A 24,367-nucleotide genomic window follows, 5' to 3' on the forward strand; every position below is an offset into this window, starting at 1 on the left:
CCCGCGCCAAGATCGAGCAGGCCACTGCAGATGCCATCCATGACGACGCGCAAGACCACATGGCGTGCGCCCTCCGTTCTGCCGGGCTTCGGGCTGACCTTCGGGTTCAGCCTGGCCTGGCTTTCCCTGATCGTGCTGATCCCGCTCTCCATGCTGTTCATCAAGTCGGCAGGCATGGGCTGGCAGGCCTTCGTGGAGGTCGGCTTTTCGGAGCGCGCCCTCACCGCCTATCGCCTGAGCTTCGGCACGGCGCTGGCCGCAGCTTTCGTGAACGCGGTGTTCGGCCTGCTCGTCGCCTGGGTGCTGGTGCGCTATGCTTTTCCCGGCAAGCGGGTGATCTCGGCACTGGTGGACCTGCCCTTCGCGCTGCCGACCGCCGTTGCCGGCATCGCGCTCACCGCGCTTTACGCGCCGAGCGGCTGGGTGGGGCAATATCTCGACCCGCTGGGCATCAAGGTCGCCTTCACCCCGATCGGCATCACCGTGGCGCTCGTCTTCATCGGCCTCCCTTTCGTGGTGCGCTCGGTGGAGCCGGTGCTCGCCGACCTCGGCAAGGACGTGGAGGAAGCCGCCGCGACGCTCGGCGCGGGCCGCGCGCAGACTTTCGCGCGGGTGATCTTCCCGGCGATCCTGCCCGCCCTGTTCACCGGCTTCGCGCTGGCCTTCGCCCGCGGCGTGGGAGAATATGGCTCGGTGATCTTCATCTCGGGCAACATGCCCGGCCGCACCGAGATCGCGCCGCTGCTGATCGTCACCCAGCTCGAACAGTACAACTACGACGGCGCCACCGCGATCGCGATGGTGATGATGCTGGTGTCCTTCGCGGTGCTGTTCACGCTGAACGCCGTCCAGTCCATCCGTCGCAAGAGGCTCGGCGCATGACCCGGAAAACCCGCAAGATCACACCGGGTACGGAAAGCCGGACCGCTCAGGTCCTGCTCATCACCCTCGCGCTCGCCTTCCTGGCGTTCTTCCTGATGCTGCCGCTGATCGCGGTGTTCAGCGAAGCCCTCAAGCAGGGCATCGGCCCCTTCCTCGACGCCGTTGCCAACCCCGACGCCTTCTCGGCGATCCGCCTGACGCTCATCATCGCCGCGATCAGCGTGCCGCTCAACATGGTCTTCGGCCTTGCCGCGAGCTGGGCGATCACCAAGTTCAGCTTCCCCGGCAAGAACCTGCTGCTGACGCTGATCGACCTGCCCTTCTCGGTCTCGCCGGTTGTCTCGGGCCTGATCTTCGTGCTGCTGTTCGGCGCGCAGGGCCTGCTGGGACCGTGGCTCTCCGCCCATGGCCTCAAGATCATCTTCGCGGTGCCGGGCATCATCCTCGCCACCGTCTTCATCACGTTCCCCTTCGTCGCGCGCGAGCTGATCCCGCTGATGATGGAGCAGGGCAAGGATGACGAGGAAGCCGCGGTATCGCTCGGCGCCAATGGCTGGCAGACCTTCTGGCACGTCACCCTGCCGAACATCCGCTGGGGGCTGCTTTACGGCGTGCTGCTCTGCAATGCGCGCGCCATGGGCGAGTTCGGCGCGGTCTCGGTCGTCTCCGGCCACATTCGCGGCGAAACCAACACGATGCCGCTCCATGTCGAGATTCTCTACAACGAATACGATTTCGTCGGCGCTTTCGCGGTGGCCTCGCTGCTGGCCGCCCTCGCCCTTGTCACACTCGTCCTAAAGACCGTGCTCGAATGGCGCTTCGACCTTCACTCGGGAGCAAAACATTGATCCGCGTAGAAAACATCACCAAGCGCTTCGGCAACTACCCGGCACTCCACGGCATCGACCTGGAAATCCAGCCCGGCGAATTCATCGCCCTGCTCGGCCCCTCCGGCTCGGGCAAGACGACGCTGCTGCGTATCATCGCAGGTCTCGAATTCCAGGACGAGGGCCAGGTCTACTTCAACGGCGACGACGTGTCCGACATCCCGGTCGGCAAGCGCAACGTCGGCTTCGTGTTCCAGCAATATGCGCTGTTCCGCCACATGACCGTGGCCGATAACATCGCCTTCGGCCTCGCCGTGCGCAAGGCCCGCAACCGCCCGCCCAAGGCCGAGATCAAGGCGCGCGCGCAGGAACTGCTGCGGGTGGTCCAGCTCGAAGGCCTGGGAGATCGCTACCCCGGCCAGCTCTCGGGCGGCCAGCGCCAGCGCGTCGCGCTCGCCCGCGCGCTCGCCATCGAACCGAGCCTGCTCTTGCTCGACGAACCCTTCGGCGCACTCGACGCCAAAGTCCGCAAGGACCTACGCCGCTGGCTGCGCGACTTGCACAAGCAGATGGGCCTGACCTCGATCTTCGTCACCCACGACCAGGAAGAAGCGCTCGAACTCGCCGACCGGGTGGTGGTGATGGACCACGGCCGCATCGACCAGATCGGCACGCCCGAGCAGGTCTACATGGAACCGGCCACGGCCTTCGTCTCGCACTTCGTGGGGGAAACCAACCGCCTGCCCGACGGCCGCCATATCCGCCCGCACGACATCGAGATCGTCGCCGAAAGCCGCGACCGGGTGATCGTCGACAACGTGTTCCGCAAGGGCGGTTCGTGGCGCGTGGAAGGCCGCCTCCATGAAAGCGGGACGGTGGTGGAAATCGACGTCGACTCCCACGATACCCCGCCCGCTATCGGCGAGACCGTCGCAATTGCCGCAAAGCGGGCCAGAACCTTCTCCATCGCAGGAACTCAGTGATGTCCAACGATACCCAGGCGCTCCGCAATCTTGAGGAAAGCCTCGCCAGAGTGCGCGAGGCGCTTCAGGAACTGCGCTACGGCCAGATTGCCCTGACCGTCCACGACGGCCGCGTCGTGCAGATCGACGTAACGGAGAAGAAGCGCTTCTAGTCCTGTCGTACGCTGGAACGTTTCGGACGAATTTCCAGCAAATTCAGTTATTGATCCGGGTCTCCCGTTAGTCCTAGAATTGGCATCGATACTGCGCAAAGTTGCGCATCACGATCGATAACGGGGGACATACCATGAAATCGTCGATGATTTTCGGCCCAGTCGCGGCAATGGCCTTGCTTTCCGTCACCCCCGCATCGGCACAAGCTCCGGAAACCGCCACCCTCTCGGCATCGAGCGAGGTCCCCGAAGGCTTCACCCTCGCGCCGGACGGCACCACGCTGATCCACACCGCCAGCGGGCTGCACTTTCCCGCCGAGTTCGACGGGTTCAAGCGCCTGAGCGAAAAGACCTTCGACCCAAGCGGCGAATATATCGCCATTGGCTACGATCGCCCGCTAGCCTCCGGCCAAGACCACCTCGTGGTCCGCATGGCGATTGTCCATATCGACCAGATGTCGGCACGCGATCACTATATGATCATGCGGCAGGCGGCGATGTCGCACTTCGCCGCCCCGTCGATCGCGTCGGAAGGCCCGGCGAAAATCCCGACCAACCGGCGCCTCGAAGCCTATCGCGGCACCTTCAGCGGCTATCGCGACAACCAGCCCTGGCTGTTCAGCCTGACCACCGTGAACTACGGATACTGGAGCGGCCGAATGACCGCCGCCTTCCCGCAGAAAGACGCGGCGGAAGCGGAAAAGCATCTCGGCATTCTGCTCGGAGAAGTCCGCTCGCAGAAGCCCAAGGCTCCGAAACGCTGACCTCAATCGATTGATAAGCGTGAATTTTTCCAGCATACCCCGGCCATGATCCGTAAGATTGCTCTCATCGCCGCCGCCATGGCATCCGGCAGCGCACCGGCCATGGCCGCCGCTCCCGACTTCTTCGCTGCGGCCTTGTGCCAGCCGCCTTACACGACCGCCAATGCGACGGAGCTTTACGAAGCCGCCGAAAAACTCGCCGAGCCGGATACCTCCACGCTGGGCGCCGCGATCTATCGCCTGCCGCAGCCCATCGAGAGGGACGGGTTTACCACGCAAGAGGTGGTTTTCGCGGGCATGTCGGTCGGCGTGTTGCTCGACGGTCCCGTCGCATCCGAACTCGCCCGCCGCTATGGCCTTTCGCCGGAAGAGAGCCACTTGCTCGGCGCCTCCACCCTCGGCTTCGCGCGCGTCCTGCCAGACGACCAGCAGGCGCTAAAAGACCTCGGCCTCATTTCCATCGTCGCCCGGGAAGGACCGGCCATGGAAGGCAAGACCCTGCTTGCCTGCGAATTCGTCTCGGACGAGGATCGCAAGGCCTTGGAAGCTTACGAAAACGCGGGTCAGTAACGCGAAACCCTGACCGGAAGGCCTGCAGGCCTTCCGGTCAGGTCTGGCCTGTTCAATCAGCCTCGCGAGGTGCCCGGACGCGTGACTTGCGCGGCCCAGCCTTCGATCCCGAGGCGCTCGGGAAGGTTCTTCAGCACACCGTCCAGCGCCTGACCGGGGCCGCCGGAGCAGCCGCGCTGGTGCGTGGCGATGGTCGTGCGTCCCGCCGCGTCGGTCCAGGTAATGGTGTAGGAGGACGTATCGCTGATCGCCGCGTCGCATTCGACACGGGCAGTAGTTCCGTCAGCGGGTCGGAACGGGGCCAGCGCCTCGGCCAGAGCGCGGTAAGTCTTTTCTCCCGCCTCCCGCTCCTTCACCCCCAGCACCGCCGTGTGACGCTGCCCTTCGAACGTCACGGAACCGGCAGGAGCCACCCGTACATCGTAAACCGGGCAGAAACCGAAACACGGCCCGACCGCGATCGCAATGGTTTCCGGCGCGGCAGCAGGCGGCGGTGCGGATACCGGCCCGGCAGATTGCTGGGAGCAGGCCGCGAGAGAGAAAACGCCTGCAACCGCCAGCAAGCTCGATGAAAACAGATTCGATTTATGCACCTGAAAGGCTCCCGTTCGTTCCGACTTCCGCCAATAGCATCGCGAAGCTGAACCCAAGACGGAGCGGATCGCCGAGAACCTCGGAAATTTTTCGCTAGCTCCGACATCCTTCCTGACAGAACGTCAAATTGGATACAATTTGGACCCATCATCCGAAACATTCTGTTCCGTTATAATCGCTATCTTGTGGTAATCCTGCAAAGGCGTTACGCCCTATCGATAATACCACTATGATACCGGGGATTTGGGATGACGCGACGTACGGGCCGATCCGGCACCTTCCTTTCGATACTGCTGGCGAGCGCCGGACTGACCTGCGCACTGGTCGGGAGCGCCGCGGCACAAGTGCCCACCCTCCCCGCGATCTATCCCGCCCCCGCGTCGATCGCACTGGGCCGGGGCACCATCGCGCTCGGAACCTCGGTCGTGCTCGTCGCCGCCCCGGGCAGCGAGCCTGAAACCGTTTCCCTGATCCGCGACATCCTGAAGTCCTCGGGGGTCGACACTATCGAGACCGCCCGCAGCCTGCCCGCCACGCTGCGGCAGACCTACATCGTGATCGGCACCGGCAATTCAGCAGTTGTGCGCGAGGGGCTGAAGCGTAGCAAAACCACGCTCGACACCCATGCCGAGGGCTATACGATCGCCTCCAAGGCCACGGATACTGGCGCCCTCGTCACGCTGGCCGGTCAGGACGGCGACGGCCTGTTTCATGCCGCGCAGACCTTCCGCCAGCTCGCGCGCCGCCCGCAATTCCCGGCTCTGGTCATCCAGGACCACCCGGCCATGCCGATCCGGGGCACGATCGAAGGCTTCTACGGCGCCCCATGGACGATGGCGGACCGCACGAAGCACCTCGATTTTCTCGCCACCGTAAAGGCGAACACTTACGTCTACAGCCCCAAGGACGATCCCTACGCGCGCGACCGCTGGCGCGAGGCCTACCCCGCCGCCACGCTCTCGCAGCTCGGCACGCTGGCGGAGACGGCGCGGCGCAACCACGTCGATTTCGTCTACGCCGTCTCGCCCGGCCCCTCGATCTGCTTCTCCGACCCCGCCGACCGCAAGGCGCTGGAAGCCAAGCTCGATGCGGTGCGCGCGATCGGCGTCAACAGCTTCTACGTCGCGCTCGACGACATCGAATACACCAAGTGGAACTGCGAGGGAGACAAGGCCGCCTTCGGCCCCTCCGGCGCGGAAGCCGCCGGTGTCGCGCAGGCCAAGCTGCTGAACGCGGTGCAGGCCGACCTGCTGCGCAAGGACCCGAAGTCGCGCCCGCTCATCATGGTGCCGACCGAATATTACGACGCCAAGGAAACCCCCTACAAGGCGGCCCTGCGCGAACACCTCGATCCGCGCGTCGTCGTGCAGTGGACCGGCACCGACGTGGTGCCGCCCGCCATCTCGATCCCCGACGGCAAGCAGGCTACCAAGGCTTTCGGGCGCAAGACCCTGCTCTGGGACAATTATCCGGTCAATGACTATGCCCAGACCACCGGCCGCCTGCTGATGGCGCCTTATGCGCGCCGCGAGGCCGGGCTTTCCTCGGAACTGAGCGGCATCCTCTCCAACCCGATGAACCAGGAAGCGCCGAGCCGCGTCGCCGTGACCGGCCTTGCCGCTTTCGCCTGGAACGACAAGGGCTACGACGCCGACCTGACCTGGCGCGCCGCCGCCCACGACCTTGCAGGCGGCGACGAAAGGGCAACTCAAGCGCTGCTGACCTTCTTCGACACCCAACACATGGCGCCCACGTTCGGCAGCCAGCCCTGGCAGGAACAGGCACCGAAGCTGAAGGCCGCGCTCGACCGGGTCCGCGAAGCCCTTGCAGACGGCGATGGTGCCGCGCGCAAGGCTGCCCTCACCGATCTCGGGCACCGCGCCGATGAACTGGCGGGCGCGCCTGACGTGATCCGTTCCGGCACCGTCGATCCGGCCTTTGCGGAGCAGGCACGGCCCTGGCTCGATGCCTTGCAGCTCTGGGGCCGCGCGCTCCAGTTGACGGCGGCAGGCCTCGACGCTGCGGACAGTGGCAATGCTGCTGCTGCGCGCTACTTCGCTGAGGCAAAGAAGCTCGCGGCGGATGCCTCGGCGGTGCAGTCGATTCCCGGTGCGACCCGCTTCGACGGCCCGATCAAAATCGCCGACGGCGTGCTGGACCGCTTCGTGGCCGACGCACCCACGCTGATCGGCTCTGCTAACTAACGCGTTATCGCTTGCGGAGACCAGGGCATCGCCTAGTCTCCGCGCGATGGAGATCGAACGGATTGGACTATCCCTGGCGCGGCGGATCGCCCTCGCCGCGCAGGGGTTTGGCCGCAGCAGGCCGGAAATGCCGGATATCAGCCATCTGCGACGCACGGTCGAGCGGGTGCACCTGCATCAGATCGACAGCGTCAATGTCCTTTCCCGCGCGCATTACCTGCCTGCCTTTTCGCGGCTCGGCAGCTACGACAGGACCGACCTCGACACTCTGTCCTGGGGGCCGAAGCGCCAGCGCAAATTGTTCGAATACTGGGCGCACGAAGCCTCGCTGCTGCCTTTCGACATCCACCCGCTGCTGCGCTGGCGCATGGCGAGCGCCGATCGCGGCGAGACCGGCTGGGGCCGGATGCGCCTCTATGCCACCGATCGCCGCGCGGAAGCCATGGCGCTGTTGGAGCGCATCCGGCAGGAAGGCCCGCTCGCGGCCTCCGATTTCGAGGCGCACAAGGGGCAAACCGGCTGGTGGGAATGGAGCGACACCAAGCGCGCGCTCGAATGGCTGTTCTGGGCGGGCCATATCACCACGGCCACCCGCAGGCGCGGCTTCGAGCGGGTCTACGATCTCACCGAACGGGTTCTTCCCGGCGCCGTGCTGGCGGTTCCGACACCTTCCGAAGCCGATGCCCACCGCGCCCTGATCGAGCGCGCCGCCCGTGCCCACGGCATCGCCACCGACAAGGAACTGCGCGACTACTTCCGCCAGTCGCCCGAACATGCCCGCCCGGCCATCGCCGCGCTCGCCGAGGAAGGCGTGCTGGTGCCGGTCTCCATCGAGGGAAAGCGCCACGCCTGGCTTCACCGCGAGGCTCGCCGTCCTCGCCGCATCGAGGCCCGCGCCCTGCTCGCCCCGTTCGATCCGCTGATCTGGGAGCGGGACCGCACCGAGCGTCTCTTTGGCTTCCATTACCGGATCGAAATCTACGTTCCTGCCGAAAGGCGCAGGCACGGTTATTACGTCCTGCCCTTCCTGCTCGGGGACCGGCTGGCGGCGCGGGTCGATCTCAAGGCGGACCGGGCGGCATCCCGACTGATCGTCCAGTCCATACATCTGGAAGCCGAGGCCCCTTCGCATACCCGCGAAGCCCTGAACGCGGAACTGGATGAAATGGCGCGCTGGCTCGAACTCGACGGCGTTCACTTCGTGCAAATGTGATCTCGATCATGGACGGAGCCGAAACCGTTTTCGATAGTTCTTGCTGCTATCCCGGCCCTTTCACGCCATCGAACCCGCAAGGAACCGCCCCATGAAACGCCTGCACACACTTTCGCTCGTCACCGCCGCCCTGGCGCTGAGCCCCCTGCCTGCCGTCGCGCAAGATGCCGCGCAAGCGAACCGGCCAGAAGCCGGAAATCCGGAGCAGCAGCGCAAGACGCTCAACGAGGAACAGGCCCGCGCCGCACGGGCGCAAGTCGAAGACAATGTCGCCCGCGAACAGGCCCGCGAAGCGACCATCGCCACCGAAGCCGCACGGCGCCAGCGCGAGGAAACCGCCTACAACGAAGCCGTACGCAGCCACGAGGCCGCCGTGCGCGACTACGAAGCGGCTCACGCGAAATGGGAAGCCAGTAATCCCTATTGCAAGCGCAACGACCCGGTGAAATGCCCACGCTGACCGGCAGTTTGCAACCCATTGCTACAAGTAGAGAAGGGGCGTTTTGGCGCCCCTTTTTTCTTACTCGATCCACCCCGGTTTGACTCCTCTTTTTATGTAGCATACTACATATATATCACGACGCGTCGAGGAGAGGACGAGACGATGCAATTTCACCTGAACGGATTCCGCACCGGCGACCCGGCCATTTCCGACCCCGCCCCCTCTACCCGCCCGACGGACGAAGTGGACGTGCTCATCGTCGGCTGCGGCCCCGCCGGTCTGACGCTGGCGGCGCAATTGGCCCGCTTCCCTGCAATCCGCACCCGTATCGTCGAGCGAAAGGACGGCCCGCTCTCGCTCGGTCAGGCCGACGGCATCGCATGCCGCACGATGGAAATGTTCAATGCCTTCGGCTTTGCTGATCGCGTCGCCAAGGAGGCGTATTGGGTCAACGAGACCACCTTCTGGAAGCCCGACGACAGCGAAGCCCGCCGGATCGCCCGCCACGGCCGCATCGCCGATACCGAGGAAGGCCTTTCGGAATTCCCCCATGTGATCCTCAACCAAGCCCGCGTCCACGACTTCTACCTCGAAGCCATGCGCAATTCGCCGAGCCGCCTTGTGCCCGACTATGGCTTGCAGCTCGTGGACCTCACTGTTCCGGAAGATTCCGAGGCGCCGGTGCTGGTACGTCTCCAGCCGGTCGGCGCGGAAGGTGATGACGGGATCGAGCAGGTCCGCGCCCGCTACGTCATCGGCTGCGACGGGGCGCGCAGCCAGGTCCGCAAGGCCATGGGCCGCCAGCTCAGCGGCGAATCCGCCAACCAGGCCTGGGGCGTCATGGACGTGCTCGCCTATAGCGACTTCCCTGATATCCGCCTCAAGACCGCCATCCACTCGGCGAACGAGGGCAATATCCTCATCATCCCGCGCGAGGGCGGCTATCTGGTCCGGCTCTACATCGAACTCGACAAGCTCGGGCAGGACGAGCGCGTCGCCGCGAAGAACATCACCCAGGACCAGCTGATCGCCGCTGCCCAGCGCATCCTTCATCCTTACGTGCTCGACGTGAAGGAAGTGGCCTGGTGGTCGGTCTACGAGATCGGCCAGCGCCTCTGCGACAAGTTCGATGATGTGCCTGCGGGCGAGGAAACGCTTCGCGCGCCCCGCGTCTTCATCGCCGGAGACGCCTGCCACACCCACAGCCCCAAGGCGGGCCAGGGCATGAACGTGTCGATGCAGGATACCTTCAATCTCGGCTGGAAACTCGCTGCCGTGCTTCAGGGACAGGCCGCAGCCGATCTGCTGCACAGCTATTCGGCCGAGCGCCAGGCGATCGCCAAGGAACTGATCGACTTCGACCGCGAATTCGCAGCCATGTTCAGCGCCAAGCCGAAGACCGCCGAAGACGAAAACGGCGTCGATCCTGCCGAATTCCAGCGCTATTTCATCAAGCAGGGCCGCTTCACCGCCGGGACCGCCACCCGGTATCGCCCCTCGTCGCTCACCGGCGATGGCGAGCACCAGCATCTGGCAGAAGGCTTCCGGATCGGCATGCGCTTCCATTCCGCGCCCGTCGTTCGTCTCGCCGATGCCAAGCCGATGCACCTCGGGCATGTCGCCGAAGCGGACGGGCGCTGGCGGATTTACCTGTTCGCAGGCAAGGACGCCCTCGCTGCGGATGGCGCTGTCAGCTCGCTCTGCCGCTTCCTCGAAAGCGACCCCGCCTCGCCGCTGCGCCGCCATACCCCGCCCGGCGCCGACAGCGATACCGTGTTCGACCTTCGCGCGGTGTTCCAGCAGTCGCACCGCTCGCTGTCGATGGGCGCGCTTCCCGATCTGCTATGGCCGCGCAAGGGCGCGCTCGGTCTGCGCGATTACGAGAAGGCCTTCTGCGCCGATCCCTCCGCCGGAGACATCTTCGCCATGCGCGGAATCGACCGGGACCGGGGCTGCATGGTGTTCGTCCGCCCCGACCAGTATATCGCCGAGGTTCTTCCGCTCGATGGCAACGACCGTCTCTGCACCTTCTTTGCAGCAATTTTGAACGATCAGACTGTTAAAATCGTTACAAAAGAACAGCTGGAAGCCGTTCCCGCGTAACATCATCTTGAGCAGACGGCGGTTCTCACGCTAGGTGGCGCCATGAGCGACCTAGAGACCATACCCGGACACCTGATCCGCCGCCTGCAACAGATTTCCGTTGCCCGTTTCGCGGTGCGCATGGCCGAGGCGGGTCTTGACCTCACCTCGGTCCAATATGCAGCTCTCCTGACGCTCCGCGATCATCCGGGGCTGGACCAGCAAACCCTTGCCGGCCTGATCGCCTACGACCGCGTAACGATCGGCGGCGTGATCGACAGGCTGGTGCAAAAGGGGCTCGTCGACCGCGAAATCAGCCCGACTGACAGGCGTGCCCGCGTGCTCATGTTGAACGGTCAGGGGCAGGAAACGCTGGATATCGCCACGCCGTGGGTGGACAAGGTCCAGGCCGACCTCGTTTCGCATCTGACGGCAGAAGAAAGCGATATTTTCCTGAAACTCCTTCAGAAAACCACCCAGGCGGGCAATGAGATGAGCCGCGCCCCGCTCCGGCGGGCAGCGAAGGTGCAAGGCTCCTGAACATTCGGAGCTTTGCACTTCAACTTCTTGGTAATCAGGCTTTCGTGCGCTTGAGAACGCGCTCCGCCCATAGCCCGAAGGCGAGTCCGATCGTCGCCCAGAGGACCAGTTGGGTGCCGATCGAGGCCACGCGGAAATTCCACAGCAGCACCGCGGGCAAATCGCCGGGCACTTCGTCGATCGTCGGCAGCAGGAACTGGCCGAGACCCACGATTCCGAGATAGACGACGAAACCCAGCAAGGTCGCGTCGAACCCGCGCCCCGGACGCGCCAGGGTGACACGGATGCGCGCCGCGATGACCGCAGCGCCGAGCGAAAGCGCTAACATCCCGAAGTAAGCGGCGGTGCGCAGTGCCACCGTCTCATGCTTGCCTACCGCGGGTGGGGTCTGCGGATATTTGATCGCAGGCACCACCACCACGAGCACGAAAGTCAGCGCCGCCAGCAGCAGTGCGAAACTGCGCGGGCCGAGGTGCCCCATCCGTCCATAGCCGTAAGCGAAGACGAGCGAGAATATCCCGCCGACCGCCGCGCCATAGAGCGCCAGCGCCGTCACCAGTCCCGCACCTTTCTGGGTATCGCGGCTGACGAGTTCCTCTTCCTGCGGCTCGGTATGCGCCATTCTGGCGTGTTCGGGAACAGCATGTTCAGGCGCAGCATGGGCCGAGTGGCTTTCCTCGTAACCGATCGCGAGGTCGATCTGCGGTTCGGCGAAACCGCGTGCGAAAAGCGTGGCAAGCAGCGCGCCCAGGATGCCGGCAAGCATCCCGCGCCAGAGCAGGTCTCTTGTCATCGCCGGATCAGTGGCAGGGGAAGCCGAGCAGGTGGCGTCCGTCGTGCACGAATTCATGCACGTACATGCCCTGGAACAGCGAGAAGGCACCCTGTTCGGTGCTCACGAAGTAGATGAAGATCACCGCCAGCAGCGTGCCGAGCACGGCCCAGGGAGCGATATCCTCGATCGGAATGGCATTGCCGCCCTCGACCGGAATGAAGGCGTCATCGAATACTGCGGCGGAAACAGCCATTGTCATGCTCCTTGGCGGGATTGCGCGTCCCCGGAAAACCTGCTGCCGAGAAGGAAGGTCTGGCTCTCGACGGGATGGCTCCCGTGCGATTACAGTGGCGCGACCGCGCCGGATTTTCACCGGCTTCTTCGATACTCGACGCCGCTTCCTTAGGACCGCGCGGGCAGCGGCGTCAACGACTTCACGGAATTTACGCTTGGCGACCTCCCTCCTGCTGATCTGTATCACCGCTACGGCATCGAGCCGGGAGGGCCGTTTTCCCGACCCGGCTGAACCGATCGATCCCGCCGGGTCCCGCGCTGCCGCGCGCGCCGCGCTGCCGGATCGCTTCCGCGCGGCGGCCTACCGCAGCCCTTCCCGCGCCGCCGCCGAAACCGCTTCCGCAATGGCGCTGACCGCAGGAGAGGACGCCGCACTTGCCGATCTCGACCATGGGCGCTGGACCGGCCGCTCTTTCGCCGAGCTTGGAGCCAGCGAACCCGGCGCGCTCGGCTCCTGGCTCGCCGACCCGACACAGGGCGCGGCGGATGGTGAATCCATGGAGCAGGCGCGAAACCGCGTCGGCGCGTGGATGGACCGGATCGTGGCTCAGGATCGGCCGGTCTGCGCCATCACTCACCCGATGATCGTCCGCGCCGCCCTTGCCCATGCGCTGGACCTGCCGCTGCGGGCAACGCTCGCCATCGACGTGGCGCCGCTCTCGCACGCCATGCTCTCGTTCAACCGCTCGTGGCGATTGCAGTCGCTGGGGCTTGCGAGCGGGCACGCGCCCGGCTAATCGCCTCCGGGTTTGAGGGACAGGTTGTGCCTCGGCAAAGATCGCGCCGGTGCCCCGCAAGGGGCTTAATACGGGAACACGGCAAGGATGGTTCGCCATCCGGACCGGGCTGTCCCTGCAACTGTAAGCGGCGAGCGCGATGCACATTCGCGGCGGGGCAAGTGCTCCCGACGCAGCCACTGGGCCGGACGCTAAATCCTGCGAGGCCTGGGAAGGCCGTGCATCACGCCCTGACCCGCGAGCCAGGAAACCTGCCTGCGTCGATGTCGCTCTTGCCCGGGTCCAGGGGATGGCCAAGGCACGGTAACTCTTCCGTCTGAGCGACGTGATGCATGCGGCCGGGGCCGCAGCGGCATGCCGTGTCGGGCGCCCGTGCGCCGGTCCGACAAGGCGCGTCGCCATCGCCGCTTGTGCGGCGGGAAGCCCCGCCGTTTCAGGTCGCTGGCGCGCGGGAGACGACATATGAGCAAAGTTCCCACCACCGTCATCACCGGCTTCCTCGGCGCCGGCAAGACCACGCTGATCCGCCACCTGCTGCAAAACGCCAAGGGCCGCCGCCTTGCCCTCATCATCAACGAATTCGGCGATGTCGGCGTGGACGGCGAACTGGTGAAGGGCTGCAACGACGAAGCCTGCCCGGAGGACGACATCGTCGAACTGGCCAACGGCTGCATCTGCTGCACCGTCGCCGACGACTTCCTGCCAACCATGCAGAAGCTGCTCGACCGCGAGAACAAGCCCGATCACATCATCATCGAAACCAGCGGCCTTGCCCTGCCCAAGCCGCTGGTGAAGGCCTTCCAATGGCCCGACATCCGCACCCGCGCCACGGTTGACGGTGTGGTCGCGCTGATCGACGCCGATGCCGTCGCGGCGGGCCGTTTCGCCGCCGACGAGGCGGCGCTGGCCGCTGCCCGCGCGGCAGACCCGATGCTGGACCACGAAAGCCCGCTGGAAGAACTGTTCGAGGAACAACTGGGCTGCGCCGACATGGTCGTGCTCAACAAGACCGACCTCGTCGACCCGCAAGCGCTCGCCCATGTCGAGACGCTGGTGCTGGCCGAAACGCGTCCCGGCGTGAAGATCGTGCGCGCCGATCACGGCGCCGTCGATATCGCCGCGCTGCTGGGCATCACTGCCGCGGCCGAGGACGACCTCGATTCCCGCCCCTCGCACATAGACGGGCTGGACGAGGATCACGACCATGACGACTTCGACAGTTTCGTGGTCTCCGGCAGCGATGTGGCCGATCTCGACGCCCTGCTCGCTCGTTTTAAGGACCTGATCGCAGAGCACGACATTCTGCGCGTAAAGGGCATGGTTGCCGTTGGCGGCAAGCCCAGCCGCCTGGTCGTGCAGGCCGTCGGCCCGCGCATCCAGCACTTCTACGACCGCACCTGGCTGCCGCAGGAAGGCCGCCGCACCCAGCTCGTCATCATCGGCCAGAAGGGACTGGACCGCGCTGCCATCGAGGCGGGGCTTGCCGAGGTTCTCGGTACTGTAGACGCCTGATGCACCTGCTGTCCGCCACGCCGGGGACGATCTCCAACGGCGAGGAGGCAATCGACCTGGATCAGTCTCCCGGCGACATGGTGATCCTCACCGTGGCGGACAGCGAACTCGCCTGCTTTGCGGGCGCGGCGGCGCGCATGCCTGAAGGCGCGCCCAGCATTCGCCTCGCGAACCTTATGCAATTGCGTCACCCCTATTCGATCGACCTCTATGTCGAGAAGGTGATCGCGCATGCCAAATTCGTCTGCGTGATCCTGCTCGGCGGCAAGAGCTACTGGGGCTACGGCATCGACGAGATCGCCCGCGTCGCGCGCGAGAACGGCATTGCCTTCGCCGCCATTGCCGACGGGCGAGAGGCCGACCCGGCGCTCGACCGCGCTTCCACCCTGCCTGCTGATCTGCGCGAGCGGATGCGCGACTATCTGCGGCAGGGCGGCGTGGCCAATGCGCTGTCGTTCCTGCGCACCGCTGCGCGGACCATCGGCCATGACGCGGGCGAGCCGGACGATCCGGTGCCGGTGGCAGATGCCGGGCTTTACCTTGCGGGCACCGAGCGCGCCGGGCTTGCCGAAGTGCAGGCAGGCTGGGCCCAAGGCCGCCCACTCGCGTTGCTGGTGTTCTACCGCGCGCTGATGATCGCGGGCACGACGGACGCCGTGGACGCCATGATCGCGGCGCTGCAGGAGCGCGGCTTCAACGTCGCCGCCGTTCACGTTCGCGCCTTGCGGGAGCCTTTCGCCGTGGACTGGCTGGGCGGACTGCTGGGAGAGATCGCGCCCGATGTGATCGTCAATGCCACCAGTTTCGCCTCCTCCTCCGCAGGCGACGACCGCAAGCCGGGCATTCTCGAAAAGGCGGACTGCCCGATCCTGCAAGTCGCTTTCGCGGGCGTCGAGGAAAGCGATTGGCAGAACGCCGCACGCGGCCTTGGTCCGCGCGATCTTGCCATGAACGTAGCACTGCCCGAAGTGGACGGCCGCCTGTTCACGCGCGCCGTCGCCTTCAAGGCCGCCGCGCGCTTCGACGAAGTGACCCAGTGCGGCATCGTCGTCCCGCGCGTCGCGCCGGACCGGGTGACCTTCGTCGCAGACCTTGCCGCGAACTGGGCGAACCTGCGCCGGACTGCGCCGCCCGAGCGCCGCGTGGCGCTGGTACTGGCGAACTATCCCAACCGCGACGGGCGCATCGGCAACGGCGTCGGCCTCGACACCCCTGCGAGCACTGCCGCGATCATCGCCGCTTTAACCAAGGCAGGCTATGACACCGGCGATGCGCCAGAGGACGGCGCCGCGCTGATGCGCGTGATGACCGGCGGCGTGACCAACGACCTGACATCGCTCGAACGACCGGGCGAGGTTGCGCTGCCGCTTTCGGCCTACGAAGCCGCCTTCGCAATGGTGCCCGAAAGCGCGCGGGAGGCCATGTCCGAACGCTGGGGCGAACCCCCGGCTGATCCCTTCGTGCGGGACGGCGCCTTCCGCCTGTCGGTGCACCGCTTCGGCAATCTCGCCGTCGCCGTGCAGCCCGCGCGCGGCTACAACATCGACCCCAAGGCCAGCCATCACGATCCGGCCCTGCCGCCGCCGCACGCCTACCTCGCCTTCCACGTCTGGCTGGCGCAGGACTTCGGCGCGCAGGCGGTGGTCCATGTCGGCAAGCACGGCAATCTGGAATGGCTGCCCGGCAAGGCCATCTCGCTCTCACGCGAGTGCTTCCCGGAGATCTGCGCCGGGCCGCTGCCGCAACTCTACCCCTTCATCGTCAACGACCCCGGCGAAGGCACGCAGGCCAAGCGCCGGATCGGCGCGGTGGTGATCGACCACCTCACCCCGCCGCTGACCCGCGCCGAAACCTATGGCCCGCTCAAGCAGCTTGAGGCGCTGGTGGACGAATATTACCTCGCCGCCGGGATGGACCCGCGCCGTCTCGACCGGTTGCGCCGCAATATTCTCGATCTGGCGCGCAGCCATGGTCTCGACCGCGATGCCGGGGCCAGCGGCGACGATGACGATGCGCTTTCGGCCATCGACAATTACCTCTGCGAATTGAAGGAATTGCAGATCCGCGACGGTCTGCATGTCTTCACTAGGTCGCCCGAAGGCCGATTGCGGCGTGACCTACTGGTCGCGCTGGCCCGCACGCCCCGCGGCTATGACCATGACGGACAAGCCTCGCTGCTGCGGGCGATGGCGGACGATTTCGGACTGGATTTCGACCCACTCGACTGTCGGATGGGTGATCGCTGGAACGGGGCCCGGCCGCAAGCGCTGGCGGCGGTTTCGGATGAGCCCTGGCGCACCCATGGCGACACCGTCGAACGGCTCGAACTGCTCGCAGCGGAATGGGTCAGCGAAACAACCCCTCTCCCGCTCGTCCTGAGCTTGTCGAAGGACCACAGCGCAGCGCCAGCATCCCTCGACAAGCTCAAGACGAGCGGAGCGGGAGACAGGACGCTGGCCGTGCTCGAAGCCATCCGCACCGACCTTGCCCCCCGTATCGATCTCTGCGGCCCGCGCGAGGCCGAGGCCTTGCTGACCGGGCTGAACGGCCGCTTCGTGCTGCCCGGCCCATCCGGCGCGCCCACGCGCGGGCGTTCGGATGTCCTCCCCACGGGACGCAACTTCTACTCGGTCGACACCCGCGCCGTGCCCACCGCCGTCGCCTGGGAACTCGGCCGCAAGTCCGCCGATCTGCTGGTGGAGGACTATCTCCAGCGCGAGGGCGAGTATCCCAAAGCCGTAGCGCTCTCCGCCTGGGGCACCGCCAACATGCGCACCGGCGGCGACGATATCGCGCAGGCTCTGGCCTTGATGGGCGTGCGCCCGCGCTGGGATTGGACTTCGGGCCGCGTGGTCGGATTCGAGGTGATGACCGTGGCCGAACTCGGCCGCCCGCGCGTGGACGTGACCTTGCGCGTTTCCGGCTTCTTCCGCGACGCCTTCCCCGAACAGATCGACCTGATTGACAGCGCCGCACGCGCGGTGATGGCGCTCGACGAACCAGATGGCGACAACCCGGCCGCCGAGCGCCACCGCGCCGAAACCGCGAAATTGGTCGACGATGGCGAGGCCGCAGCGCAGGCCACCCGCCGCGCCGGAGCGCGTGTGTTCGGATCGAAACCGGGTGCCTACGGCGCCGGGCTTCAGGCGATGATCGACGAAAAGATCTGGCACGAACGCGGCGATCTCGCCGATGTCTATCTCGACTGGGGCAGCTACGCCTATGGCGGCGGCGTGGAGGGCGATGCCGAGCGCGGCCTTTTCGCCAATCGCCTCGCCTCGGTCGATGCCGTGGTCCAGAACCAGGACAACCGCGAGCATGATCTGCTCGACAGCGACGATTACTACCAGTTCGAAGGCGGCATCGCCGCCGCTGTCGAGCATCTGAAAGGCCGCGCCCCGATCAGCTATCACAACGATCACAGCCGCCCGGAACGCCCGGTCGTCCGCACGCTGGAGGACGAGATCGGCCGCATCGTGCGCGGGCGCGTCGCCAATCCCAAGTGGATCGCCGGCGTCATGCGCCACGGCTACAAGGGCGCGTTCGAAATCGCTGCCTCGGTCGATTACCTCTTCGCCTTCGCCGCCACGACCCACGCGGTGAAGGACCACCACTTCGACGCCGTCCACGCCGCCTTCATCGAGGACGAGGCGGTGCGAGACTTCATGGCAGAGACCAACCCGGCCGCCTTGCGCGAAACCGCCGCTCGCCTTGCCGAAGCGCAGGAGCGCGGCCTCTGGAAACCCCGATCGAACAGTGCGGGCCTGACGCTCGCGGCCCTTGCAGGAGCATGACCATGGTGCAGCGTACCGACGAACAGCACGCCGAGAAGATGAAGAAGAAGCAGGCCGCGCATGACAAGATCATGGCCGGCAAGACGGTCGAAAAAGGCCTGCTGATCGTCCACACCGGCAAGGGCAAGGGCAAGACCACCGCCGCGCTGGGCATGGTGGTGCGCATGATCGGCCACGGCAAGAAAGTGGGCGTCGTCCAGTTTGTGAAAGGCGCGATGACCACCGGCGAGAAGGTCGTTTTCGATGCTTTCTCCGATCAGGTCGAATTCAAGCCGATGGGCGAAGGCTTCACCTGGAACACGCAGGACCGCGCCCGCGATATCGAACTCTCGCGCGAGGCGTGGGAAGAAGTGAAGCGCATGGTTGCCGATCCGGCCTATGACATGGTGCTGGCGGACGAACTCAACATCGTGCTGCGTTACGACTATCTCCCGCTCGACGAAGTGCTCGATGTGCTTACCGCGCGCGGTGAGATGAAGCATGTGCTCGTCACCGGCCGAAACGCCCCGGAGGCGCTGATGGAAGCCGCAGATCTTGTCACCGAAATGACGCTGGTGAAGCATCCCTTCCGCTCCGGTGTGAAGGCGCAGGCGGGTATCGAATTCTGATCATGCCGCCGCAGTTCGGCCCCGACTTCCAGCACGAACTGGCCGAGCTGCTGGCATGGCGCCGCGACGTGCGCCATTTCCGTAGCGATCCGCTGGGCGAAGAGGTCGTGACCGAACTACTGGTGACGGCGCAGCTTGCGCCCTCGGTCGGCAATTCGCAGCCATGGCGTTTTGTGCGGGTGCGTTCGGGCGAACTACGTGAGGCGCTGGCTGCCCATGCCGACGCCGAAATCACGCTTGCCGGAGCGGCGATGGCCGAGGATCGCCGCCCGGCCTATTCCGCGCTCAAACTCCACGGCATGCGCGAGGCTCCCGAACTGATCGTAGTGTTCTGCGACGATGCCACCCCCATCGGCGGGCGTCTCGGCGCGGCGACGATGCCGGAAACGCGCGCCTTTTCGGTGGTTCTGGCAATCCATACAATCTGGCTCGCCGCACGGGCCAGGGGGCTGGGGCTGGGCTGGGTCTCGGTGGTCGAACCTGGCTATGTGACCGGGCTTCTGGATGTGCCGCAGGACTGGCGCCTGATCGCGCTGCTGTGCCTCGGCCATCCGCTCGAAGAGGACCATGTGCCCGAACTCGAACGGCGAGGCTGGCAGGCCCGGCTCGACTGGCAGAGCAACGTCAGCGAGCGCTGACCTGCGCCGCCAGCGCCTTCGCCGCCTTGACGTAAGCCGGGCCGCCGCAGACGGTCCAGGCCTGCGGGATCGCAACGCGCGGAATATCCCGCAGAATCGGATGATGGATCATCTCGGTGCCCTGATCGGAAACCCGCTGGGTAGCGCTATCGATCACGATGTAATCGGGATGCGCCACAGCCATTTCCTCAAGGCTCATCTGCGAGAGCGAGGGCTTTCCCAGCTTCCCTGCAAGGTTGACGAGGCCGACCCGCGTCATCAGGTCGTCCACCAGCGTACCCGTCCCGGTAAGGTAGCCGCGCCGCTGGTAATAGGCGGCGACCCTGCCGCGACCGATCTTGTGCAGCCCGGCAAGCTGCGCATTCATCTGCGCGATCATCGTCTCGCCGCGCTCCGGATGACCGACTGCGCGGGCAACATCGCGGATCGCGGCAAGAATCTCGTCGTAATTCTTCGCCGATTTCAGGTCGAGCGAGGAATAGTGCTGGCTCCTGAGCACCGCGATGGCCGGATTGCGCCGGGCGGGCATGCCGATAACGAGATCAGAATCGGCGGCCAGCACTTCCTCCGCCGAGCCACCGAACACCGGCAGCCCCCTGGCGGCAGCGGCCACATTCGACATGGCCGGGTCGGAGGCATAGCGTGTCAGCCCTGCGATCTGGCTGCGGTCCGCCAGAGCGACCAGCAACTGATCCGCGCAGAGATTCAGCGAAACGATCCGGTGCGGCCTGGCCTTGGCACTGACACTCCGCTCGCCGGAAGGCGCAATCGGCGAGGCCCCCAGCAGCACGAGGCAGGGGACAAGGCGAAGATAGCGATGGATTTTTCCGAAGCCCATGGCATGGGTCCTTACCAACACGGACCCGGGACACAAGCGTGACGGGCAGCCGATCGCATGCGAGGTTATCGTGCAGAGCCGCAGTTCGTCCCGCCAACGCCATCCGGCCCTGATCCCGCTGCTGGGTATCGCGCTTGTTGCCGTAGCCTTCATCTCGCTCACCGTCGGCCCAGTCTCGCTAGGCTGGGGCCGGATCTTCTCGGCGCTGACCGATCCCGCGCACGACCGCGTTGCGCGCGCGATCCTGTTTGAACTGCGCCTGCCGCGCACCCTGATCGGCCTGATGGTCGGGGCTATGCTCGGTCTCGCCGGAGCGGTGCTGCAAGGCTACTTGCGCAATCCGCTTGCCGAACCCTCGGTGCTGGGCGCATCGAACGCTTCGGCACTCGGCGCCGTGATCGCGCTCTATTTCGGGCTGTCCGAATGGCATCCGGCGATGCTGCCCCTGCTCGCCATCTTGAGCGGACTGGTCGCCATCGCCCTACTCTTCGCCCTAGCCGGACGTTCGGAAAGCCCGCTGAGCCTGATCCTCGCGGGCATCGCGGTCTCGACGCTGGCAGGCGCCGGGATCAGTCTGGCGCTCAACCTCTCGCCCAATCCCTTCGCGGCGATGGAAATCATGTCCTGGCTGCTCGGCTCGATCGAGAACCGGGCGATGGAGCATGTCTGGATCGCACTGCCCTGCGTCGCTATCGGCGTAGCCCTGCTGCTGGCCAATCCCCGCGCGCTCGACGCGCTGTCGCTGGGCGAGGACGGCGCCCGCTCGCTGGGCGTCGATCTGCGCCATACCCGCCGCCGCCTGATGCTCGGCGTCGCCATCGGGGTAGGCGGCGCGGTCGCGGTATCGGGCGCTATCGGCTTCGTCGGTCTGATCGTGCCGCACCTGATCCGGCCGCTGACCGACCGCAGCCCTTCCGCGCTGCTCGTGCCCTCGCTGCTGGGCGGTGCCGTGCTGCTGACCGCCGCCGACGTGCTCGTGCGCCTGATCCCGACCGATGCCGAACTCAAGCTCAGCGTGGTGACAGCCTTTCTCGGCGTCCCGGTCTTCCTCTTCCACCTGCTTCGGGAGCGCCGCCTGTGGTGACGATCGCCATCGAGGACCTGCGGGTCCGTCTCGGCCGCCGCGAGGTCCTGCGCGGCCTTTCCGCAACCCTTCGCCCCGGCGCGCTGGTCGGGGTGATCGGCCCCAACGGTGCGGGCAAGTCCACTCTGGTCAGGGCCATGCTCGGGCTAGTGCCGGCGACCGACGGCACGGTCTCGGTGGACGGCGAGCCGATCTCTGCCCTCCAACCCCGCGACCTCGCCCGCCGCGTCGCCTATCTGCCGCAAGGCCAGACCCTGCACTGGCCCCTCACGGTCGAGCGCCTCGTGGCGCTGGGCCGCCTGCCGCATCTCGGTCCGATGTCACGGATTTCCGCCGACGACGAAGCTGCCGTGCAGGACGCCATGGCCCGCGCGGACGTGACCGACCTCGCAGGCAGAGTGGCGACGGAACTTTCCGGCGGCGAACGCGCCCGCGCGATGCTGGCACGCGCGCTCGCGGTCGGTGCTCCGGCGCTGGTGGTGGACGAACCACTCGCCTCGCTCGATCCCGGACACCAGATCGATGTGATGGACCTGCTCGCACGCGAGGCGCATGACGGCAAGCTCGTCGTCGCCGTGCTGCACGACCTGACGATGGCAGCGCGCTATTGCGACCGGCTGCTGCTGGTAAATGGCGGTGAACTCGTCGCGGATGGGACACCGCAAGAGGTCCTCACGTCCGAGCGCCTGCATGTAGTCTACGGCGTGACCAGCCATATCGACATGGCTGGGCCGTTGCCGTTCGTCGTGCCGCTGGAACGGGCACGGAACTAAAGGCGGGGAGAAGGCCCACACGCCTTCTCCCCGCCTCCGTATCAGGTCACCTGGAAACCGGCCCAGAACGGGTCGGCCTGGTCGATCCAGATCGTGTTGAAGCCGGTCGCGATCGCCGAACCTTCGATCGAGGGAATGATCGCGGGCTTGTCACCAAGCATGACTTCCTGCTCCACCACGCCGATGAAGCGGCTGCAGATGTAGCTTTCGTGCACGAAACGCTCGCCTTGCTTGAGGCGGCCGGTCGCATGAAGATGCGCGATGCGGGCCGAAGTGCCGGTGCCGCAGGGGCTGCGATCGATAGCCTTGTCGCCGTAAAACACGGCATTGCGGCCATCGGCGCCCTCATGCTTGGGCTTGTCGGCCCAGAGGACGTGGCTGACGCCGCGGATCGTGGAATCGAGCGGATGGACCGGCTCGTACTTCGCCCGCACGGCTTCGCGAATGCGGCCCGAAAGCTCGATGATACGCGAGGCGCCGAGATCGTCGAGGCCCGTGTAGTTACCCTGCGGTTCGACGATGGCGTAATAGTTGCCGCCATAGGACACGTCGATGGTCAGGGGGCCGATGCCCTCCACGTCCACCTCGATGCCGCGCTCGGCGACATAGGCGGGGACATTGGTGATGCGCACCGAGGTGACCTTCTGGCCTTCGGTTTCATAGGCGATCTCGATCACGCCAGCAGGAACCTCGACGCGCAGCTTGCCCGGCGTCGCGGGCTGGATCAGCCCATGTTCGAGGCCGAAGGTGACCATGCCGATGGTGCCGTGGCCGCACATCGGCAGGCAGCCCGAAGTCTCGATGAACAGGATGCCGATATCGTTGGCGGCATCGGTCGGCGGATAGAGGAAGCCGCCCGACATCATGTCGTGCCCGCGCGGTTCGAAGCACAGGCCGGTGCGTATCCAGTCGAAGCGCGACAGGAAATCCTGGCGCCGCTCGGACATGGAGGCGCCCTTCAACAGCGGAGTCCCGCCCGCCACAAGGCGAACGGGGTTACCGGCTGTGTGGCCGTCGATGCAGAAGAAAGTGTGCCGCATCGACGCTCCCTTATGCTGCTGCCGCGACGGTCAGGTCGGGACGGGTGGCAGCGGCCTTTTCGACCATTGCGATCACTTCGGCGCGGCGAGCGCCTTCAAGGACATAGCGCGGCGGCAGGACGCGTTCCGAACCGCGACCCATGACCTGCTCGGCCAGCTTGATCGACTGGACGAGATCGTGCTCGGCGTCGAGGTGAAGTAGTGGCATGAACCAGCGGTAGATTTCCATGGCCTTGGCATGGTCGCCACGCTCGAACGCCTTGACCAGTTCGACCGATTCCTTCGGGAAGGCATTGGTGAGGCCCGAAACCCAGCCCTGCGCGCCGAGGTAGAGACCTTCGAGCGCCACATCGTCGAGACCCGCGAACAGGGTGTAGCGATCGCCGAACTCGTTCTTGAAGTCGGTGAAGCGGCGGGTATCCGGTGCGGATTCCTTGACTGCGACGATGTTCTTGACATCGACCAGTGCGGCAAGAACGTCCTTGTCGATCACGGTGCGATAGGCCGGCGGGTTGTTGTAGAGCATGATCGGCAGGCCGGTCTGATCGGCAACACCCTTGAAGTGCGCGACGAGTTCGTGCGCCTTGGGCACGTAGACCATCGGCGGCAGCAGCATGAGGCCATCGGCACCGGCCTTTTCGGCAGCCTGGGCATAACGCACGGCACGGCGGGTATCGAATTCCGAAACGCCGGTGACGACCGGAACGCGGCCGTTCACCGCTTCGACGATGGCCGAGAGAACCTGGATCTTTTCGTCGTATTCAAGCGAGTTGTTCTCACCCACGGTGCCGAGTGCGATCACGCCGGTCACGCCGTCGTTGATCAGATCGTCGACGACGCGCTGGGTGTCGGCGAGATCGATCGACAGGTCCTCGCGGAGCTGCGTCGTCACTGCCGGGAACACACCCTTCCAACCAATTGCCATGTAAGTTCTTCCTACTCTCTCTGAATTGAAATATCGTATACGATATTATGAAGTGTGCTGCAATTGCAAAATTCACACTCTCCTCGAATTTTGTGC

The 24,367-nt window shown here is 65.6% G+C and carries 24 protein-coding genes and 1 riboswitch; of the genes, 18 read left to right on the forward strand and 6 right to left on the reverse strand.

Annotated elements, in window-relative coordinates; all coding sequences use genetic code 11:
• The first annotated feature begins 39 nt into the window (after positions 1-39).
• From cysT to ACZ1II_RS05455, 6 genes are all read left to right on the forward strand, one after another.
• A complete protein-coding gene (gene cysT / locus ACZ1II_RS05430; protein WP_465143397.1) occupies positions 40-882 on the forward strand; it encodes a sulfate ABC transporter permease subunit CysT in 843 nt (280 codons plus the stop codon).
• On the forward strand, positions 879-1,730 hold the full coding sequence (gene cysW / locus ACZ1II_RS05435; protein WP_465143398.1) for a sulfate ABC transporter permease subunit CysW: 852 nt from the start codon (positions 879-881) through the stop codon (positions 1,728-1,730). The genes cysT and cysW overlap by 4 nt, the downstream gene beginning before the upstream one ends.
• The gene (locus ACZ1II_RS05440; protein ID WP_465143399.1) at positions 1,727-2,692 is read left to right on the forward strand and encodes a sulfate/molybdate ABC transporter ATP-binding protein; all 966 of its coding nucleotides are present in this window, start codon (positions 1,727-1,729) and stop codon (positions 2,690-2,692) included. The genes cysW and ACZ1II_RS05440 overlap by 4 nt, the downstream gene beginning before the upstream one ends.
• The gene (locus tag ACZ1II_RS05445) at positions 2,692-2,844 is read left to right on the forward strand and encodes a YezD family protein (protein ID WP_465143400.1); all 153 of its coding nucleotides are present in this window, start codon (positions 2,692-2,694) and stop codon (positions 2,842-2,844) included. Before ACZ1II_RS05440 ends, ACZ1II_RS05445 begins: the two co-directional genes overlap by 1 nt.
• 146 nt (positions 2,845-2,990) lie before the next feature.
• The gene (locus tag ACZ1II_RS05450) at positions 2,991-3,608 is read left to right on the forward strand and encodes a hypothetical protein (RefSeq protein WP_465143401.1); all 618 of its coding nucleotides are present in this window, start codon (positions 2,991-2,993) and stop codon (positions 3,606-3,608) included.
• Positions 3,609-3,653: 45 nt separating this feature from the next.
• A complete protein-coding gene (locus tag ACZ1II_RS05455; RefSeq protein WP_465143402.1) occupies positions 3,654-4,178 on the forward strand; it encodes a hypothetical protein in 525 nt (174 codons plus the stop codon).
• A 56-nt stretch (positions 4,179-4,234) separates the two neighbouring features.
• Here ACZ1II_RS05455 and ACZ1II_RS05460 read toward each other — a convergent pair whose 3' ends face one another.
• On the reverse strand, positions 4,235-4,771 hold the full coding sequence (locus tag ACZ1II_RS05460) for a DUF6438 domain-containing protein (protein WP_465143403.1): 537 nt from the start codon (positions 4,769-4,771) through the stop codon (positions 4,235-4,237).
• A gap of 249 nt (positions 4,772-5,020) precedes the next feature.
• Here ACZ1II_RS05460 and ACZ1II_RS05465 point away from each other — a divergent pair, with 249 nt between their 5' ends.
• The 5 genes from ACZ1II_RS05465 (at position 5,021) to ACZ1II_RS05485 (ending at position 11,253) form a co-directional block, all read left to right on the forward strand.
• Complete coding sequence (locus ACZ1II_RS05465) at positions 5,021-6,976, forward strand: beta-N-acetylhexosaminidase family protein (protein WP_465143404.1); 1,956 nt, start codon at positions 5,021-5,023, stop codon at positions 6,974-6,976.
• Positions 6,977-7,022: 46 nt separating this feature from the next.
• Positions 7,023-8,189 carry a winged helix-turn-helix domain-containing protein gene (locus ACZ1II_RS05470; protein WP_465143405.1) on the forward strand — a complete coding sequence of 389 codons (1,167 nt, stop codon included), beginning with the start codon at positions 7,023-7,025 and terminating at the stop codon, positions 8,187-8,189.
• Between the two features lie 91 nt (positions 8,190-8,280).
• The gene (locus ACZ1II_RS05475) at positions 8,281-8,649 is read left to right on the forward strand and encodes a hypothetical protein (RefSeq protein WP_465143406.1); all 369 of its coding nucleotides are present in this window, start codon (positions 8,281-8,283) and stop codon (positions 8,647-8,649) included.
• Positions 8,650-8,793: 144 nt separating this feature from the next.
• Positions 8,794-10,734 carry an FAD-binding monooxygenase gene (locus ACZ1II_RS05480; protein ID WP_465143407.1) on the forward strand — a complete coding sequence of 647 codons (1,941 nt, stop codon included), beginning with the start codon at positions 8,794-8,796 and terminating at the stop codon, positions 10,732-10,734.
• 42 nt (positions 10,735-10,776) lie between these two features.
• Complete coding sequence (locus tag ACZ1II_RS05485) at positions 10,777-11,253, forward strand: MarR family winged helix-turn-helix transcriptional regulator (protein ID WP_465143408.1); 477 nt, start codon at positions 10,777-10,779, stop codon at positions 11,251-11,253.
• A 34-nt stretch (positions 11,254-11,287) separates the two neighbouring features.
• Here the strand turns inward: ACZ1II_RS05485 and ACZ1II_RS05490 are convergent, their stop codons facing one another.
• Together ACZ1II_RS05490 and ACZ1II_RS05495 are read right to left on the reverse strand one after the other, a co-directional pair.
• Entirely contained in the window at positions 11,288-12,046 is a 759-nt protein-coding gene (locus ACZ1II_RS05490) for a CbtA family protein (RefSeq protein WP_465143409.1), read from the reverse strand.
• 7 nt (positions 12,047-12,053) lie between these two features.
• Complete coding sequence (locus ACZ1II_RS05495; protein WP_465143410.1) at positions 12,054-12,281, reverse strand: CbtB domain-containing protein; 228 nt, start codon at positions 12,279-12,281, stop codon at positions 12,054-12,056.
• Between the two features lie 196 nt (positions 12,282-12,477).
• Here ACZ1II_RS05495 and ACZ1II_RS05500 point away from each other — a divergent pair, with 196 nt between their 5' ends.
• The 5 genes from ACZ1II_RS05500 (at position 12,478) to bluB (ending at position 19,611) form a co-directional block, all read left to right on the forward strand.
• On the forward strand, positions 12,478-13,059 hold the full coding sequence (locus ACZ1II_RS05500) for a histidine phosphatase family protein (protein ID WP_465143411.1): 582 nt from the start codon (positions 12,478-12,480) through the stop codon (positions 13,057-13,059).
• A 31-nt stretch (positions 13,060-13,090) separates the two neighbouring features.
• A riboswitch (cobalamin riboswitch) is annotated at positions 13,091-13,332 on the forward strand.
• A gap of 189 nt (positions 13,333-13,521) precedes the next feature.
• Positions 13,522-14,571 (forward strand): cobalamin biosynthesis protein CobW, encoded by a 1,050-nt coding sequence (gene cobW, locus ACZ1II_RS05505; protein ID WP_465143412.1) that lies wholly within the window; start codon positions 13,522-13,524, stop codon positions 14,569-14,571.
• Entirely contained in the window at positions 14,571-18,365 is a 3,795-nt protein-coding gene (cobN, locus tag ACZ1II_RS05510; RefSeq protein WP_465143413.1) for a cobaltochelatase subunit CobN, read from the forward strand. Before cobW ends, cobN begins: the two co-directional genes overlap by 1 nt.
• Positions 18,366-18,367: 2 nt before the next feature.
• On the forward strand, positions 18,368-18,973 hold the full coding sequence (gene cobO / locus ACZ1II_RS05515; RefSeq protein WP_465143414.1) for a cob(I)yrinic acid a,c-diamide adenosyltransferase: 606 nt from the start codon (positions 18,368-18,370) through the stop codon (positions 18,971-18,973).
• A gap of 2 nt (positions 18,974-18,975) precedes the next feature.
• Positions 18,976-19,611: a 5,6-dimethylbenzimidazole synthase gene (bluB, locus tag ACZ1II_RS05520; protein ID WP_465143415.1), complete on the forward strand. Its 636-nt coding sequence runs from the start codon at positions 18,976-18,978 to the stop codon at positions 19,609-19,611.
• On the opposite strand, the gene ACZ1II_RS05525 is transcribed toward bluB, so the two are convergent.
• Entirely contained in the window at positions 19,598-20,449 is an 852-nt protein-coding gene (locus tag ACZ1II_RS05525; RefSeq protein ID WP_465143416.1) for an ABC transporter substrate-binding protein, read from the reverse strand. The two genes, bluB and ACZ1II_RS05525, sit on opposite strands and share 14 nt — an antisense overlap.
• On the opposite strand from ACZ1II_RS05525, the gene ACZ1II_RS05530 reads away from it, so the two are divergent.
• Both ACZ1II_RS05530 and ACZ1II_RS05535 read left to right on the forward strand, forming a co-directional pair.
• A complete protein-coding gene (locus ACZ1II_RS05530) occupies positions 20,448-21,533 on the forward strand; it encodes a FecCD family ABC transporter permease (protein ID WP_465143417.1) in 1,086 nt (361 codons plus the stop codon). The genes ACZ1II_RS05525 and ACZ1II_RS05530 overlap by 2 nt on opposite strands.
• Entirely contained in the window at positions 21,527-22,306 is a 780-nt protein-coding gene (locus ACZ1II_RS05535; protein WP_465143418.1) for an ABC transporter ATP-binding protein, read from the forward strand. The genes ACZ1II_RS05530 and ACZ1II_RS05535 overlap by 7 nt, the downstream gene beginning before the upstream one ends.
• Before the next feature lie 41 nt (positions 22,307-22,347).
• Here the strand turns inward: ACZ1II_RS05535 and ACZ1II_RS05540 are convergent, their stop codons facing one another.
• Both ACZ1II_RS05540 and ACZ1II_RS05545 read right to left on the reverse strand, forming a co-directional pair.
• Positions 22,348-23,346 carry a 4-hydroxyproline epimerase gene (locus ACZ1II_RS05540; protein ID WP_465143419.1) on the reverse strand — a complete coding sequence of 333 codons (999 nt, stop codon included), beginning with the start codon at positions 23,344-23,346 and terminating at the stop codon, positions 22,348-22,350.
• Between the two features lie 10 nt (positions 23,347-23,356).
• On the reverse strand, positions 23,357-24,271 hold the full coding sequence (locus ACZ1II_RS05545; protein WP_465143420.1) for a dihydrodipicolinate synthase family protein: 915 nt from the start codon (positions 24,269-24,271) through the stop codon (positions 23,357-23,359).
• Between the last annotated feature and the right edge of the window lie 96 nt (positions 24,272-24,367).

This window comes from Novosphingobium sp. BL-S-20 (genome assembly GCF_055521635.1).